At 43.4% G+C, this 15,551-nt stretch carries 14 protein-coding genes; 8 read left to right on the forward strand and 6 right to left on the reverse strand.

Annotated features, from left to right (window positions below; genetic code table 11):
• Positions 1–240 precede the first annotated feature (240 nt).
• On the reverse strand, positions 241–1,503 hold the full coding sequence (locus NWP22_RS14105) for an FGGY-family carbohydrate kinase (protein WP_271733485.1): 1,263 nt from the start codon (positions 1,501–1,503) through the stop codon (positions 241–243).
• A 138-nt stretch (positions 1,504–1,641) separates the two neighbouring features.
• Here NWP22_RS14105 and psaM point away from each other — a divergent pair, with 138 nt between their 5' ends.
• The 3 genes from psaM (at position 1,642) to NWP22_RS14120 (ending at position 3,403) form a co-directional block, all read left to right on the forward strand.
• Positions 1,642–1,737 carry a photosystem I reaction center subunit XII gene (gene psaM, locus NWP22_RS14110; protein ID WP_006196319.1) on the forward strand — a complete coding sequence of 32 codons (96 nt, stop codon included), beginning with the start codon at positions 1,642–1,644 and terminating at the stop codon, positions 1,735–1,737.
• Between the two features lie 450 nt (positions 1,738–2,187).
• Positions 2,188–2,598: a slr1601 family putative cell division protein gene (locus NWP22_RS14115; RefSeq protein WP_271733482.1), complete on the forward strand. Its 411-nt coding sequence runs from the start codon at positions 2,188–2,190 to the stop codon at positions 2,596–2,598.
• Between the two features lie 340 nt (positions 2,599–2,938).
• Positions 2,939–3,403 (forward strand): hypothetical protein, encoded by a 465-nt coding sequence (locus NWP22_RS14120; RefSeq protein ID WP_271733481.1) that lies wholly within the window; start codon positions 2,939–2,941, stop codon positions 3,401–3,403.
• Positions 3,404–3,511: 108 nt separating this feature from the next.
• Here NWP22_RS14120 and NWP22_RS14125 read toward each other — a convergent pair whose 3' ends face one another.
• The gene (locus NWP22_RS14125) at positions 3,512–4,003 is read right to left on the reverse strand and encodes a YajQ family cyclic di-GMP-binding protein (protein WP_271733479.1); all 492 of its coding nucleotides are present in this window, start codon (positions 4,001–4,003) and stop codon (positions 3,512–3,514) included.
• 58 nt (positions 4,004–4,061) lie between these two features.
• The gene (locus NWP22_RS14130) at positions 4,062–4,481 is read right to left on the reverse strand and encodes an MAPEG family protein (RefSeq protein WP_271733478.1); all 420 of its coding nucleotides are present in this window, start codon (positions 4,479–4,481) and stop codon (positions 4,062–4,064) included.
• Between NWP22_RS14130 and NWP22_RS14135 the strand changes: the two genes are divergently transcribed.
• Positions 4,480–4,602, forward strand: coding sequence for a hypothetical protein (locus NWP22_RS14135; RefSeq protein WP_271761515.1), 123 nt, complete (start codon positions 4,480–4,482; stop codon positions 4,600–4,602). The genes NWP22_RS14130 and NWP22_RS14135 overlap by 2 nt on opposite strands.
• Here the strand turns inward: NWP22_RS14135 and NWP22_RS14140 are convergent.
• Both NWP22_RS14140 and NWP22_RS14145 read right to left on the reverse strand, forming a co-directional pair.
• Positions 4,599–5,102 carry a DNA recombination-mediator protein A gene (locus NWP22_RS14140; RefSeq protein ID WP_271733477.1) on the reverse strand — a complete coding sequence of 168 codons (504 nt, stop codon included), beginning with the start codon at positions 5,100–5,102 and terminating at the stop codon, positions 4,599–4,601. The genes NWP22_RS14135 and NWP22_RS14140 overlap by 4 nt on opposite strands.
• 164 nt (positions 5,103–5,266) lie before the next feature.
• Entirely contained in the window at positions 5,267–6,361 is a 1,095-nt protein-coding gene (locus NWP22_RS14145; protein WP_271733476.1) for a phosphotransacetylase family protein, read from the reverse strand.
• 323 nt (positions 6,362–6,684) lie between these two features.
• Here NWP22_RS14145 and NWP22_RS14150 point away from each other — a divergent pair, with 323 nt between their 5' ends.
• Entirely contained in the window at positions 6,685–8,094 is a 1,410-nt protein-coding gene (locus NWP22_RS14150) for a glycosyltransferase family 2 protein (protein WP_271733475.1), read from the forward strand.
• Positions 8,095–8,156: 62 nt separating this feature from the next.
• On the opposite strand, the gene NWP22_RS14155 is transcribed toward NWP22_RS14150, so the two are convergent.
• Positions 8,157–10,091 carry a DNA polymerase III subunit gamma/tau gene (locus NWP22_RS14155; protein WP_280802012.1) on the reverse strand — a complete coding sequence of 645 codons (1,935 nt, stop codon included), beginning with the start codon at positions 10,089–10,091 and terminating at the stop codon, positions 8,157–8,159.
• 187 nt (positions 10,092–10,278) lie between these two features.
• Between NWP22_RS14155 and NWP22_RS14160 the strand changes: the two genes are divergently transcribed.
• The 3 genes from NWP22_RS14160 to NWP22_RS14165 all read left to right on the forward strand — a co-directional run bounded on the left by NWP22_RS14160 (position 10,279) and on the right by NWP22_RS14165 (position 15,226).
• A complete protein-coding gene (locus NWP22_RS14160) occupies positions 10,279–10,908 on the forward strand; it encodes a hypothetical protein (protein ID WP_271733472.1) in 630 nt (209 codons plus the stop codon).
• Between the two features lie 194 nt (positions 10,909–11,102).
• Positions 11,103–11,384: a zinc ribbon domain-containing protein gene (locus NWP22_RS18385; protein ID WP_425332621.1), complete on the forward strand. Its 282-nt coding sequence runs from the start codon at positions 11,103–11,105 to the stop codon at positions 11,382–11,384.
• Positions 11,385–11,584: 200 nt separating this feature from the next.
• Complete coding sequence (locus NWP22_RS14165) at positions 11,585–15,226, forward strand: CHAT domain-containing protein (protein WP_271733470.1); 3,642 nt, start codon at positions 11,585–11,587, stop codon at positions 15,224–15,226.
• Positions 15,227–15,551 lie beyond the last annotated feature (325 nt).

Here is a 15,551-nt window from a genome sequence, read left to right on the forward strand (position 1 = left end):
CACTATTCCCTATCCCCTATCCCCTATTCCCTATTCCCTACTCACTATTCCCTACTCACTATTCCCTGTTCCCTGTTCCCTGTTCCCTGTTCCCTTAAAACCATAATGATGATGTCCTAACCAATATGTCCGTTGCTATAACAAGCAACAGCGACTACTATTGGCGCAACAGTTAGCTTTTTTGTATCGGTTGTTAGAGCAACTGTATAAATCTTCTGTGACACTTGTGCAGTCCAGTGACTAGTTAAAAAAATCAGTCCCTCTCATGGCTAAAAGCGCCGTACCATAAGCAGCTTCCCTATGCAGCGACGACATCACAGACACCTTTAAATGTCGTTCACGAATGCGAGACCAAGTAGAATTTACCGCACCACCCCCGGCAGTGTAAACACGAGTTAATTTATCTGCCCCCATTTTCTGCAATAATTTATACCCAGTAGCCTCAATTCGGGCAATACTTTCTAACAACCCATGCAAAAATTCCACACTACTCTCAGGGCGTGGTGTTAATCGCGGCGGTAAAGCCGGATCATTAATGGGAAAGCGATCGCCTGGCCGCAACAATGGATAATAATCTAACTCGCTGGCTCTTGTAATATCAATTTCGCTGCTCAATCTTTCTAACTCAGCATCACTAAAAAATTGCTTTAGCACCGCCCCCCCAGTATTAGAAGCACCCCCAGTCAGCCACAAGTTACCCCAGCGATGGCTATAAATACCATATCGTGCATCTTCTACCCGGGTACGACTCAATAGTTTGACCGCCAAGGTCGAACCCAAGGATGTCACAGCTTCCCCGGGGTATTTGGCCCCACTAGCCAAGAAAGCGGCAATACTATCAGTTGTACCAGCATACACCAAGCAATCATCAGGGAAATGAAACTGAGTTGCTATTTCCGGGCGCAATTTGGCAATGGGAGTACCGGGGGGTAAAACTCTGGGTAACTGAATCGGTAATTCTAGTTTTTCTAGCCATTGTGGATATTTCAACTCTTCCACGTCATAGCCCAGCTTTAAAGCGTTATGGTAATCGCTAATTCCCAAATACCCATGCAGCAAAAATCCTAACCAATCGGCTTGATGCAGAAAATATCTCGCTTTGCTGAAACTCGGCTGTTGCACCATCCACAGCAATTTTACTAGGCTAGAAGTTGCACTTAATACGTTACTTTGCCGTGGTGCAATACTTTTTAATTGCGGCAGCACCACTGCTCCCCGCCCATCGTTATACAATAAAGGTGCATCTACAGGCTGACCAGCCGCATCACACAGCAGGACTGTGGAAGAAGTACCGTTAATGGCGATCCCCTTGATTTCTCGGCGCAATTTCTCTGGTATTTGTGTCAGCAGTCGAAATAAAGCCCCATGCCACGAATCTGCTAAGTTAGTAACAGCCCCATCTGCCCAAGGATGCTTGATTTCTGCCTGGGTGCAAGCTTCATGATTAATCACCACACCCCTAACCCCAGATGTACCGAAATCGATCCCCAAATAAAAATCCATAGTTTTATAAATTTTTTTAATGACAAATCACTGTTTTTGTTGCATCTTGTAACAAGATATTCCACATTCTTGGCAAAACAGTGAAAAGTAGTAAACGAACTGTTCAATATTGATTTGAAGCTCAGGAGGGTTCAGACCATGCCTATATCAGACACTCAGGTGTACATTGCTCTAGCTGTAGCGCTGATTCCAGGAATTCTGGCTTGGCGTTTAGCAACAGAACTCTATAAATAACGCCACGTTCTGACATGGTAACCGGGGTAGATTCAAAATCGCCCCACTCTCAAACAACAATCAGGCCAGTCCTGGTTGTTGTCTTTATAAGTATATTCTTTTAGTCAAATAGAAAACCTTTCAATTTTACCCGACAACATCTGGGAGATTTATTCAAAACAAGGCAAGATTACATATCCCCGAAACCCTGTGAAAAAAATAACCATGACTCGGAATTGACATAATCTTATAAAAGAATAATAATCGGGTAAACGGGGTGCTAGTGGCTAAATGCTAGAAGTTTTTAAATGCTAGCTACTTGCCCATATAGAGTAACATTTTAACTTTAAATATACGTGTAGCAATTTCGGAAAAATGAAGTAATATGACAGCTAAGTAAAGGTGTAAACCCTGTCAGTGTGCATTCTATGAAGTTGTCATGAAATTAGTCAGGTTTTTTAATTAAGCATAATGAACGCCATTCAACCGTCTAGACCGCCGGTACAACCTATACAAAAACGCCGGGCTGCTCCTCGACCAAAACGGCATCTTCGTCAACGTTCATACCAGGTTATAGCCCTGGAAACCACAGCTAAAATAGCAGTTAACTTAGTCCTGTGCAGTGCAGCAGTATCTGCCCTGGTACAACTTCTGCCTTATCATTGGACACAGCAAAACAGGTTGCGAGAAGTTAAGACTGAGGTCAAGCTGATGGAAGAACGTGTTGAGAGTTTGCAAAGGGAATTTCAGCGGAATTTCGACCCCCATCAAGCTCATATTATTAGACAACAGCAAGGGTATAAATTTGACCCTAATCAATTTCCAGTAGTACTCGTAAATCCTGATGTTCAGGAAGCGGAAATATTAAATGTATTACCATAAGGCAAACAATACGTATTTATATGGATAAATCAGACTGTGGACACCCAGTTATTTTGTATCTACTCCCGGCAATATATCTACAGCAAAAAAGATTAGATGACTATGGCGTAACCGTCTTACTCATGGAGATGTAGAAACCCCATCTTCAACGAAGTAAGATGGGGTAGTTCATGACTAATCAAGTAGTAACACGAACAAATTGCTAGAATGCCCACAAGCCTTGATTTAGCTCATTGCTTGTTGCCGTCAGGTATCGTGCCTACTGTAACTCATGCTGTAGGCGACGGCCAAGTATAGCACTCAAGCACACATCGTAATTTTGAAGGTTGGGAAAATTTTTATGACAACAGCAATTTCCTATGAAGATGCACCGGATCTCACCGCTAACGATTATATTGTTATAGGTCTATCAACCTGCTTCATTAAGGAAGATGGGGAAGTTTATCAAGTGGAAGTAGTAGAACCAATTCCCTCTGCTGCTCTAGAAGCATTGTTCAAAGGTATTCCCACCTCTTATAAGCTGGCTTGTGCAACCACCCTGGGATCTGTTCTGGATGGCAATACACCTGTGCTACCAGATGGCTTTCCAGATTCGACTCAGTTTGGGGAAGAATTCGCTGTGCGGGTGTTTGCTGCAGCTCGCACCTACAAACGACGTGAAACTGCACAGTCCCTCATTCCTTTAGGTACAACCTACACTGATTTTCAATATTCAACGGAGCGTAAGCGCGTACTGAATGCCGCTAGAGTTGTCACTAAAGAAGACAATGTTAAGCAGCATTCCCACACTCACAAAATTCTTTAATCTCAGCTAATGCGGAAGGCAGTTAACTAGTTAATAATTAGCGAAAAACTATCGAACCTGATTTGAAAACAATGGTATGGGGTGGATAAAATCCACCCCATAGGTTGTTTAACGGTAATTGGTAAATTGTAAAGCCACAGGAAGGTCTTCTTGTTTCAGACGCTGCATCACAGCTTGTAAGTCATCCTTAGCTTTAGCTGAAACTCGTACAGCATCACCTTGAATTGAGGCTTGTACTTTTTTGAATTCATCCCGAATCAATTTGGAAATTTGTTTAGCTATTTCCTGACTGATGCCTTTTTTGAGTGTGATTTCTTGACGTACACGGTTACCACTAGCTGATTCAACTTTGCCAAACTCGAAAATTTTCTGAGAAAGCTGACGCTTGGCGGCTTTTTCCCGGAGAATGTTGTGAACAGAATCTAAGGTAAATTCGCTGTCAGTGCTGACATTAATGGTTTGCTCGTTTAACTCTACAGTGGTTTGAGTATCTTTGAGGTCATAACGACCTTTGATATCTCGCATAACTTGATCGACCGCATTCACTAACTCTTGTCGATCAAAGTCGCTCACAATGTCAAAGGAATATGTAGAAGCCATAAACAATTTTAGATTTTCGGTTTACCGGTGATTTTCAACCCGCATTTCTACTGCCCAATTAACTCTGGGCTTGAATGATGCTGGAGATAATCAGAGTAGCAGAGCTCAGGGAGGCAATGGCAAACATCAGCGATCGCAATAGGGGTATATTCAAAATATAAAAAACTGAGTATAGCAAACGCGCCACCACAAAAGCGATCGCCGCCACTGTTGCTGTAGTATAATTTACCCCAGTTACATATGCCATCAGTGCGGCGGTGGCAAACAACATAAATGCTTCCAGAGAGTTTTGATGCGCCCAAGTGGCTCTTTGAGCATAGGGGGGCAATTTATCAAACATGGCGCGAGGAGTAGCAAGGGCTTCATAGCCAATCCGCACCCGCGCATAAGCTACCAATAGAAAGGGCAGATAAATCAGAAGGGCAGCAGCAGCAATAGAATACAACAAAATAACAGACACAGGCAGTTGCGATAGCATGATTAAACCAATCAATGTATTTGTAGTTAGCTGTGATGAACAGGTAACAGGTGGTTACCTGTTACCAATTCGCAGTTTCCTATATCTATCATTACCAGGGCGAGGACTTACTGCACTTTAGTCAAAGTAGAAAAGTGTGACAACTTTTCTTTGTTCTTCTGCATCTCCACAAGTTTGCAGCAGAGTACGACTGTCGTGAAAAGCAAAACAGATGAGTTGCTGGCATCGGGAGATAATCTCCTTGTTACAAATGTAACTAGCTTCAGCTAAAGACAGATTATCATTACTGGAATTTTCTACCAGATGCATCACCTGCTCTAGTTGTTGGCGTGATTCATGGGGCTGACGTTCCAAACTTTGGGGTAAAATCACCGTCAATAAATTGGGATCAGCCCGCATTGCTCCCTTAATGGCAGCTGAATTTGTCCCTGTAGCCCCAGAGGTGATGACCCGATTGCCTGATAGAACCAAGGCATAGGTCATCATCTCAATGAGATTTTGATGCGTAATTGGCACATGACGAGAACCCAACAAGGCGATTCGCTTAGAACCCGTTTGTTGGATGGTCGCCAGTTCCTGCGCTAATGTATCTAGGTTGGTAAGGTCTGTTGACTGGCTCAAAGATGGACGTAATCACATTAAACAACCCAGTTATTCTACCAAACAGAGTGTAGGTGAACAGCCAAATATAGTTACATATTGCTACATTTTTATGATGTTTGCTTCAGTAGCTCAATAGCTGCTGGACACTCCCCACGCCTAAACACGGGGGATTCCAGCTTCACTTAAGCTAATGTCCCTGGGGCAGTTAAGCCTAGTTTAGATAACAAGCGATCAATGTCAAAATTCTCGGCCATCAACTGGCGAATGCAGTGAACCTTGATGGGTTCATGTACCCGTACTTGACCAAAGGTCCGGTCGATAATTTCCACAGTGGTTAGGGTATCTAAGTCAACCGATAGGATGGGGATTTCTAGCTCTTCAGCACGACTGAGAATAAAGGCAGGTGGTGGCAGCTGTCCAGTCAAAATCAGGCATTGTGTAGAGGTTTCTAGGGCGGCTTGTTGAATTTCCACGCGATCGCCTCCTGTGACTACTGCCATATTTCGGCGTTTGTGGAAATACTTCACAGCCGCATTGACATTCATTGCCCCAATTGCCAAACTCTCCACCATCAAATCCAAGCGATCTCGACGACAGAGAACTTCCGCCTTTAACTGGTTTACCAGTTCACCAACGCTGACACTGCGGAGTAAATCACTTTTCGGCAATGTGGCCAATACAGGGATGTCTTGCTTTTCTAGAAACGGGCATAATTGAGCGTCAACTATTTCTAATTGTTCGCTAGGGATATCATTAATCACAACTCCCACCAAGCGATCGCCCACATACCGCTTGGCAGATAATAACGCCCCAGTTGAGAGCAGTGAACTATAACGTGTTACCAACAGTACAGCCGCATCTAACGTCTCAGCAACCTGTAACAAGGACAAATCAAACAGACTGCCTTGTGTCAAATCACCTGGTCCCTCTAGCAACACTAAATCTCCCTGGGAAATTTGCAAATATTGCTGTTTTAATAACTGCCGATAATTGGTGTTGTCTTCGCCGCGCCAGCGTCTTTGGACATTGACCTCATCCAAAGCCAGTATTGTGGCCGCAACACGGTTTTTTGGTAAGTTCAGACTATGAGCAATAAACTGGACATCTTCCTCAACTAAGGTTCCGCCAGATGCACTAAAACAAGTGCCCAGGGGTTTACCGTAGGCAATATCTAGTCCTTTTTGCTGTAGCTGATGAGACAAACCCAAAACAGTTGCAGATTTACCACTATAAATCTCAGTTGAGCCAATCAGCAAACATTTAGCAGATTGTGGCACACATGCACTCCTAATTGCAAAAGGAAGGTGTTTACTAATTTTAGTGGGTTACGGCAACAGGGTGGAGTGCTCACAAGGTACAGTTCCCCATAATCTACTTTCTTGGGGCTGGTCACTGTAAAACCTAAACCTAATAAATCATCCAAAATACTTTGAAACTCCAAATTTGGTGCTAAGAAATGTTAAAAATTCGGTTACAATTAATATGCATTGGCTTTTAACAAAGAAGCTGAAGCAATAAAAGCAGAAATCAGCGCTCTCAAGTGTTGGATTCCTTGCTTTTTTTCAGCTGTATAACAACTGGTTTTTGAATCAAGTAACCTATGCCAGCGAATTCCTGGCCCGAAGATGATTATTACGAAGAGCTTGACCCACTTAACTCTGTGTTATCCGATCCCTCGGCAGATCAGCAGGAGTTAGTGGTAGAGGTGGATCCCATGTCTCTACCATCCCGGTTTCAAGGACGTAGACGCAAAGCTGCTCTCATGTTGACTGTAGTGTGGAGCGGTACAATCGCTCTGCATTTAGCTTCTTGGGGTTCAATATTGATTCTAGGACTGACCACTCTTCTAGGATTTCATGCCTTAGTGGTGGTATTTGCTAGACCCCGGCGCTATGCCAAAAACATCCAGGGAGATTTTCCCTGTGTATCTGTGCTAGTAGCTGCAAAAAATGAGGAAGCCGTTATTGGCAAGTTAGTCAAGAATCTTTGCAATCTGGAATATCCAGGTGGGCAATATGAAGTCTGGATAATTGACGATAACAGCACAGATAAGACACCGGAACTCTTAGCCCAACTAGCCCAAGAATATCAGCAACTCAAGGTTATCAGACGTTCTCCACAAGCTAGTGGCGGCAAATCAGGAGCATTAAATCAGGTATTGCCATTGACTAAGGGCGAAATTGTCGCAGTGTTTGATGCTGATGCTCAGGTAGTGCCAGACTTATTGCTCAAGGTGGTACCTTTATTCCAACGAGAAAAGGTGGGGGCGGTGCAGGTGCGAAAAGCCATCGCTAACGCCAAAGAAAATTTTTGGACTCAAGGTCAGATGGCAGAAATGGCTTTGGATACCTGGTTTCAGCAGCAACGTGTAGCCCTGGGTGGTATTGGCGAACTCCGCGGTAATGGTCAATTTGTCCGGCGTACAGCCTTAGAAAGTTGTGGCGGGTGGAATGAAGAAACCATCACGGATGATTTGGATCTGACTTTGCGCCTACATTTAAACCAATGGGATATTGACTGTACATTTTGCCCAGCTGTGCAGGAAGAGGGTGTCACAAATGCCATCGCCCTTTGGCATCAGCGCAATCGTTGGGCAGAAGGCGGCTATCAACGCTATTTAGATTACTGGGATCTAATTGTGAGAAACCGCATGGGTACGCGAAAAACCTGGGATATGCTCATGTTTATGTTGAGTATGTATATCCTACCCACAGCAGCAATTCCAGATTTATTCATGGCCCTGGCTCGGCATCGTCTACCAATTTTAGGATCGGTAACTACACTATCCGTGGGTATGTCTGTTGTGGGTATGTTTGCCGGACTGAAGCGCATACGTCAAGATGAGAAATTTAATATTTCTACATCTTTCCTGTTGCTGTTACAAACACTACGTGGTGCTTTGTATATGTTGCACTGGTTAGTTGTGATGAGCAGTACCACTGCTCGGATGTCCCTCAGACCAAAACGTCTAAAATGGGTAAAAACCGTGCATTCAGGAACCGGTAACTAGTTTTTTGCAGCCAAGTTAACACTGAAAATCCATTTCCAAATTTAAATTTGGATGGATTTTTTTTATTCGTCATCAAGTTCTGACTCGTCCATCCACTCAGATATAGTCATGGTTTCAGGCAAGTCTAATGCATCCCCTGTGAGGCGGATAATTTGCCCATCAAAGAATTGAGCTAGACGCTGGGCTGCGCTTTCCACCTCTTCGGTTCCCCAATCAGCCGGAGGTGTGGGTATTTGTGGCGGGGACAAGGTTTGCACCTTATGTACACCTGTGGTTGATTCGGTTTTGCTTGGTGCTGGTTTGGGTGTAGCTGGCGGCGGTGCGTCAGACACAAGTTGATTGTATTTGGCTGCTGGTGGTTGCTCAACGGGAGTATAATTTTTTGGTTGAGGATTTGTTCTTGTGGCGTTACCAGTCGAAGAAGTTCCTTTTTCGAGATAAACTTCGATTTGCCGCTGAAAAATCTCTTGGAAAGCAGCCTTAATCATCGGTAGATCAGATTTGAGTGCGTCTAACCAAGTACCTTTGACCGCAATACGAGCCAAGTTCCCATTAAACTCTATTATCTGGCACATTTGACCAAGTAAGGCTCTGCGGGAAGGTATGTGAATATTCACAAGTACCTGTTGCCAAACTTGAGTTAAGTCACACTCTGATGGTGTGGTCACTTTCTCTCTAGAAGGAGGGTTAGTAGTTCCACTTGCTGGTGGGGAAGTGAGAGGTTGTGGTGTGATGGTGGGTGGATGAGCCGTGCTATTTTCACTTGTGGGCTGATGTGAAGATATTGGGTTAAGGGTGGTATTTTGATTCGTGGGCTGAGGTGGTGGAGAAACAACAGGGTAATAATTTGTACCTACAACTGGCGGATTCACTGGCTGAGGTGTAATCACAGTTTGGATTTGAAGATTAGCACTGGGTAATAAACCTAATAATGTCACCTCTAACCACAAGCGCGGTTGGGTGGTATTTTTAATTTGTAGTTCCGCTGTGCGCAGGTGTTGCTGCCCCTGTAAAATGATCGTCATGTCTAGTTGCTGGGCAAATTCAACCAGTGCTATCCAGGTTTGCTGGGTACAGGTAACTAAATCCGGGCGGTTAGGTGCTGTTTTAGCTATGAGTAAGTCCCGATAGCAGGCGGCGAGATTTTGCAGAATAATTAGGGGTTCCCGTCCACTATCAAGGATTTTACGGCTGCAATCTAAAACTGCTTCTGGTTGGTTTTGAGCGATCGCCTTTAATAGCGTTAGTAAGTCTTGTTCACTGACTGAACCAACCAAATCCCAAACTTTCTCCGGGGTGACTTCACCAGTCACCAGCGCTAATTGGTCTAGTAAACTTTCCGCATCTCGCAATCCTCCCTGAGCGATTTGAGCAATCAAGGTGACAGCATCAGGAGAAATATGAATATTTTCTTGACGGGCGATCGCACTTAAATGCTTCACCATGGACTCTAACTGAATACGTCTAAAGTCAAATTTTTGGCAGCGTGAAATAATTGTTGGTAATACTCGCTGGGGGTCTGTTGTGGCTAACACAAAAACTACGTGTTTTGGTGGTTCTTCTAATGTTTTCAGGAGCGCATTAAATGCTGCGGTACTGAGCATATGACATTCATCGATCACATAAACCTTGTAGCGACACTGTACTGGTGCAAACTGCGCCTTTTCAATCAGCTCACGGATATTATCGACACCAGTGTTGCTAGCGGCATCAATTTCTATCACATCGAGGGAATAACCCTTAGTGATACCTTGACAAACATCGCACACTCCACAGGGTTCAGCAGTGGGCTGATCACTGTGGAGACAATTTAGGGACTTAGCCAGAATCCGCGCGCTGGAAGTTTTTCCCGTACCTCTCGGTCCAGTAAACAAATAGGCTGGGGCAATTTTAGCTGTGCGAATCGCGTTGGTGAGGGTGGTAGCGATCGCCTCTTGTCCGACCAATTCTACAAAACTCTTTGGGCGATACTTGTGGTGGAGGGGTTCGTAAGACATGGATAGAAGACTTTAGTGCCTTTCAATTTTGGTTAGCAGCACCCAGTCGAGTTTGGGATTAAACTATTTTAAACTTTTGGACATGGGTTGTGTATATTTGACACTCCCTCGCGCTGGTCTGTGGGCGTGTTGATCGCCTTGCCTGTGCTGGTATAATGGTCAACAATACTCAATGGTGTAGCACAAAATGCTCAGGCGGTTAATTCAATGGTTGAAGGGTCTAATTAGTAGGTGGTTTGGCGGACAAAGAACTCACTCCCATACGGAAGATGATTTAGCACCAAGACCAGCCCCACCGCTAACAGATAGCGATTTAGAGTTTCTGTTCAACGAACTGATAGAAGGTGTCCATCAAGCCAGAGGAAAAGATTGGGCGCAAAAATGGCTAGATAATCTTGAACACCGTGTTTCTACTGAAAATTGGATACAATGGTTACGCCGCTTTGGCGAAAGATTGCTAGCATCACCTACGCCGAATAATGAATTAGCCGCTCGCTTAGTGCATCTGGGTGAGTTGGGTGTTGGTGAAGTGGGAAAAGTTGCCTATGAAGTGGGAATGCAGTTGTTAACACGCCTTTCCAGGGAACCAATATGGGAATATGACGGACCAGATGCCCTTAACACAACTGTACCCACCAAGGGAGTAACCCAAACAGTCACCCTAGATCAGCTGTTAGTCATGTTACAGCAGGATGAGAATTTACGCCAGCAAATTGCCCAGCAACTGGCTATTGAAACAGACGATCCACAGTTGATTGTCCAGGAACTAATCAATCAACATTATGCTGCTAGTCAATCAAATACAGATCGGAGTTAAGCGGTGATGGGGAGATGGGCGATAAATATAAATATGGTTAACTTCACCCCTATGGGTGTATGATAAGCCTCTATCCACTTGGATTGCGATTATTAGTAAGGGGCTGGGTTGATGTAATTCTGCTTCCTACTTTCGAGATATCTGTTATGTCTAGAAAAGCCAAGAGAAGAATTAGATCGAAGTCAGTCCGACAAATGCTTACTTTAAGCCAGTACAAATTCAAACAGTTCATCAAACACAAAGCTAAGGAATATGACAAAATAGTAGTTGATCTAAACGAAGCGTACACATCAAAAACGGTAAGTTGGACTGGCGAAATTATCAACAATCTAGGAGGGTCTAAAATCATCAAATCTAGGATAGATGATAAAATCATAAATTGCGGGTTGAATGGTGCGCGAGGAATTTATCTGCGCGCATTGGTTGATAGGCCTTGGTTAAGAGAGAATCACAAATTATGTATTTGTGAACATTAGTTAGCGAAAAAGTATCGCTAAGAAATCTACAGTCGGCGCTAGGGCATTGCGTGGACTTAAAACAAAGCTCATCGTCTCCGATAGCCTGCATGGCCTAGGCACTGCACTAGCTGGATTGGATGAGAAGCCTACACTGAATTTCTCAAAAAAATTCAGTTACGGTAGTATGTCACGTAAGACAAAATCGGAAAGTGTTACAGATGCTCACGCAGCTATTCCAGCGGCTTAACAAGTTTTTCAAGCACCCCATGGGTCATAAGTCGACTCCATCGTTCAATACGGTAGGGGGATCTGAGGTGGCACAACCACTACCTGAGCTAACTAATGCAGATCTAGAATTTTTGTTTACCCAGTTATTGGAAGGTGTACAACAAGGACGCGGAAAACAATGGGCGATTGAGTATCTACAACGCATGGAGAATCGTATCAGTGTTGATCGCTGGATAAATTGGTTGGTGATGTTTGGCGAAAAGTTGCTGTTATCACCACAGTCCAATCGTCAGTTAGCAAGACAGATGATACAACTAGGGCAGATGGGAATTGGCAAGGTGAGTGAACTTGCTGACGAAATTGGTATCCGCTTGTTAACGGGAGGATGGGGTGAACATGGCAAACAGAGTGAAACTAGAAGCCGTGAAATATTAAATATGCCACTGGACTCTGGAGGACAAGAGTTAATCCCTACCCATGGCGAGTTTTTATGGGATTCTCAAGGCTGGCGGGGCCAAGCCATAGATACAGAAGAATATCAGGCGACAGGAGCAACAAGCCTTGATTCTCCCTCAGAAAGATTGACTGACAATACCGAAGAAGTGACCTCGGAATATACAAATCAAGAAACCACAATCACAGCGCCAAATCTGCCCAGCCCATTTGAGAAAGATGTAATCGCCAATTTAAGGGCAATATTCTGGGAGTCACAAAGAGAAAAACCTCAGATGATCAAGTCAGAAACAGGAGGGGCAATAGTATCTTCTCCTGAAAATTGGCAAGATTTATTGGTTAATTTAGATGCAAATGTAGCGCACACCTTACATGAGTTGTTCGTGCAGCTGCATGAGAATATGAATTTAGTCCAACAGCTAGCAGATTATCTCTCACCGGCTATTATTGCTGATTCCGATGACATGCAAGCGCAAGAGTACTTTTATCAAGGTCTTCAGCAAGGGAAAACCGGTGATTTGGTAGGAGCGGTAATTTCTTATAATCAAGCCATAGCAATCAAACCTGATGCTTTTGAATATTGGTTTAACAAGGGTTTAACTTTATTTCATTTAGAAGATTTTGCACAAGCCATCGCCTCTTATGACCAAGCCGTAGCATTAAAACCCAATCATTACAAATCTTGGTATAATCGCGGTGTGACTTTAGGTGAATTAGGAGAATTTGAAGCGGCCATCGCCTCCTTTAACCAAGCTATAGAAATTCAGCCCCAAAATCCGGAGGCTTGGTCTGGTAAAGGTTTAGCGCTGCTAAAATTGGGACAAATCGGCGAGTCAATTTCTAGTTATGACCAGGCCCTGGATTTAGAACCACAAGACCCATATACCTGGTATTACCGAGGTATAGCCTTGGCTATAGATGAGAAATATCTAGAGGCTATCACCTCTTACGACAAAGCCATCGCCATTCAACCCGACTTTCATGAGGTCTGGATTGACCGAGGCGTAGTATTATTTAATTTAGGAAATTGGAACCAAGCGATCGCCTCCTGGGATCAAGCACTTGCCACCCAACCAGATTTATACTTAGCTTGGTATAATCGGGGCATTGCCTTGGAAAGGTTAGGAAATATAGAAGAAGCGATCGCTTCCTATGAGAGGGCCATAGCTATCAAACCAGACTTTCACTTAGCTTGGCATAACCAGGGGCTGGCGCTGTTTTATTTAGCCAGATTTGCCAAAGCGATCATTTCCTACGACCACGCCTTAGAAGTTAAACTTGACTACTGGGAAGCTTGGATTGGTCGAGCGACAGCTGTGGGCCATTTACCTACCCAAATACCGTTAAGTTCCTTAACAGGGATCGCCAAACAAAATCCTGCCTTGCAGCGGGGCGGCTATGAGGGTAGACTAGCCAGCTTAGAGGAAGGGTTGAAATATATTCAGCCAGATACCCATCCAGAAGGTTGGGGTAGATTGCATATAGAAAAAGGTAACACTTATTACGATTTAGGCAAAAAACTGCCCAGAAATCGTTATTATTGGTCTCAAGCCATAGCTGAATACAATCAAGCACTGTTAACCTTAACAACACCAGAGTTTAGCGAATTGCATTTAGAGGTTTTGCAGTCTCTGATTAGAACATATTTAGCCATAGGTCAAACAGCACAAGCACAAGAACTACAGCAACAAGCCACTGATTTATTAACACAATTACTAATTTCACCAACTCCTTCTGAGGAGAGTAGAAGACAACTAGCCCTCAAATTTAGCGGAATTGCTCAATTAGGAGTTGATTTAGCGGTAGAGTGCGGCGAGTTGGTACAAGCTTGGGAAATGGCAGAACAGGGCAAAAATTCTTGTTTAAATTGGCTATTATTTGATTCCCATGAACACACTTATACACACTACTACACTTCGGTTCAACAACTGCTCAATCCCCACACAGCAATTATTTACTGGCATATTAGCCCGGTGGCGTTACATACCTTCATTATTAAACATCAGGCGCCATCACCCATTTTAGTCTTTACACCCATACAAGATGTAGTTAAAACATACTTAGAAGAAAAATCCCTGCTTGTGGATGAAGTACCTCTAGCGGAAGCTGTAAGACGCTTAATTAAATTTGAACGTTGGCTGGAAGATTGGCATCACTCATACCAAGAATATCTGACTCAAGGCGAAGACCAACACAGCAGAAGTCATCATGTTTGGCGAGTGGATATGACACAAAAGCTGGGGAAACTCCAAAATATTCTCCAGATTTCCACAGTTATACAAGAACTCAAAGATATCACCCAAGTCATTTTAATTCCCCATCGGGACTTACATAGATTACCTCTCCATGCCCTTTTTTCTCTGTCTTCGCCCTCCCGGGAAGAATTACCAAGTAAGTTGACTATTAGCTATTTACCCAGTGTCCAAACAGGTTTGTCTGTCCAAGCTCAAAGTATATCGCCATTGCTGCATCCTATATTCCTTGGTGTCGAATCTGCGAAAAGCACGAATTATCCTCCGCTAGAATTTGGTCAATTGGAAGCTGAAATTATTAGCAAAATGTTCAATAACTCGCAACTAATCCAGGGAGCTAATGCTACCAAAAGTTTAGTAGAAAATGCTGTATTTAATAAAAGTATTTTTCACTTTTCTGGCAGTGTTATCAACTGTTACAATGACCCAAAAACATCTGCATTAGTATTAGTAGATGAAGATAAAATCACCTTAGAAGAAATCCGCGATCGCAATTTAAATAGTTATCAATTGGTTACTCTTGCGGCTGGTGAAAGTGCAGTAACTAAACACCAGAATATTACCAGGGAATATGTGGATTTAGCCAGTGGTTTTCTTTGTGGAGGAGTACCTTATGTGGTAAGTAGCCTATGGACGGTAGAATCATCTGCTAGAGCCTTAGTGATGATTGAGTTCTATAGAAGACTACAAATCAATAAATCCCCAGTTAGGGCTTTAAATGAAGCAACATTATGGTTAAAAGAACTGACTGGGGATGATTTCACAAAATGGTATGAAGACTTACGAAATCATCTCACTGCTGATGAACGAACACTTGAAGTTGATTTAGCAGCTTTATATAGAAGTATTGAAACTGTTCCCCATGAAAAACTTTACAGTCATCCTTACTATTGGGCGGGATACACGATTAAAGGTGTTGCTACTTAATAACAAGATTTAAAGAGATGTGATTTTGGCATCTCATATTCAGGTGCTGCAATGCCTAATTTTTCCCTATTTGAAGAGTGGGGAACTATCTTTTACAAACATAAAAGCACCAAAGCCCACTGACTTTTAGCCGGGGAATGAATACATAGCACCTAATGGTACATTGAGCAATTCAGTATTGACTTGATTTAAACATTATTCTAAAATTAAAGGCTGATGTATGGCACGCATAACCTAAAGCTTGTAGACAGAATAACCTCTGGGAATGAGAGGAAACTCCTCTAAGTAGGTTGGCTGGATGAAGCAACAATCCCACGTGCTTTCA

It is taken from the genome of Anabaenopsis tanganyikae CS-531 (assembly GCF_029891675.1).
Taxonomy (GTDB): Bacteria; Cyanobacteriota; Cyanobacteriia; order Cyanobacteriales; family Nostocaceae; genus Anabaenopsis; species Anabaenopsis arnoldii.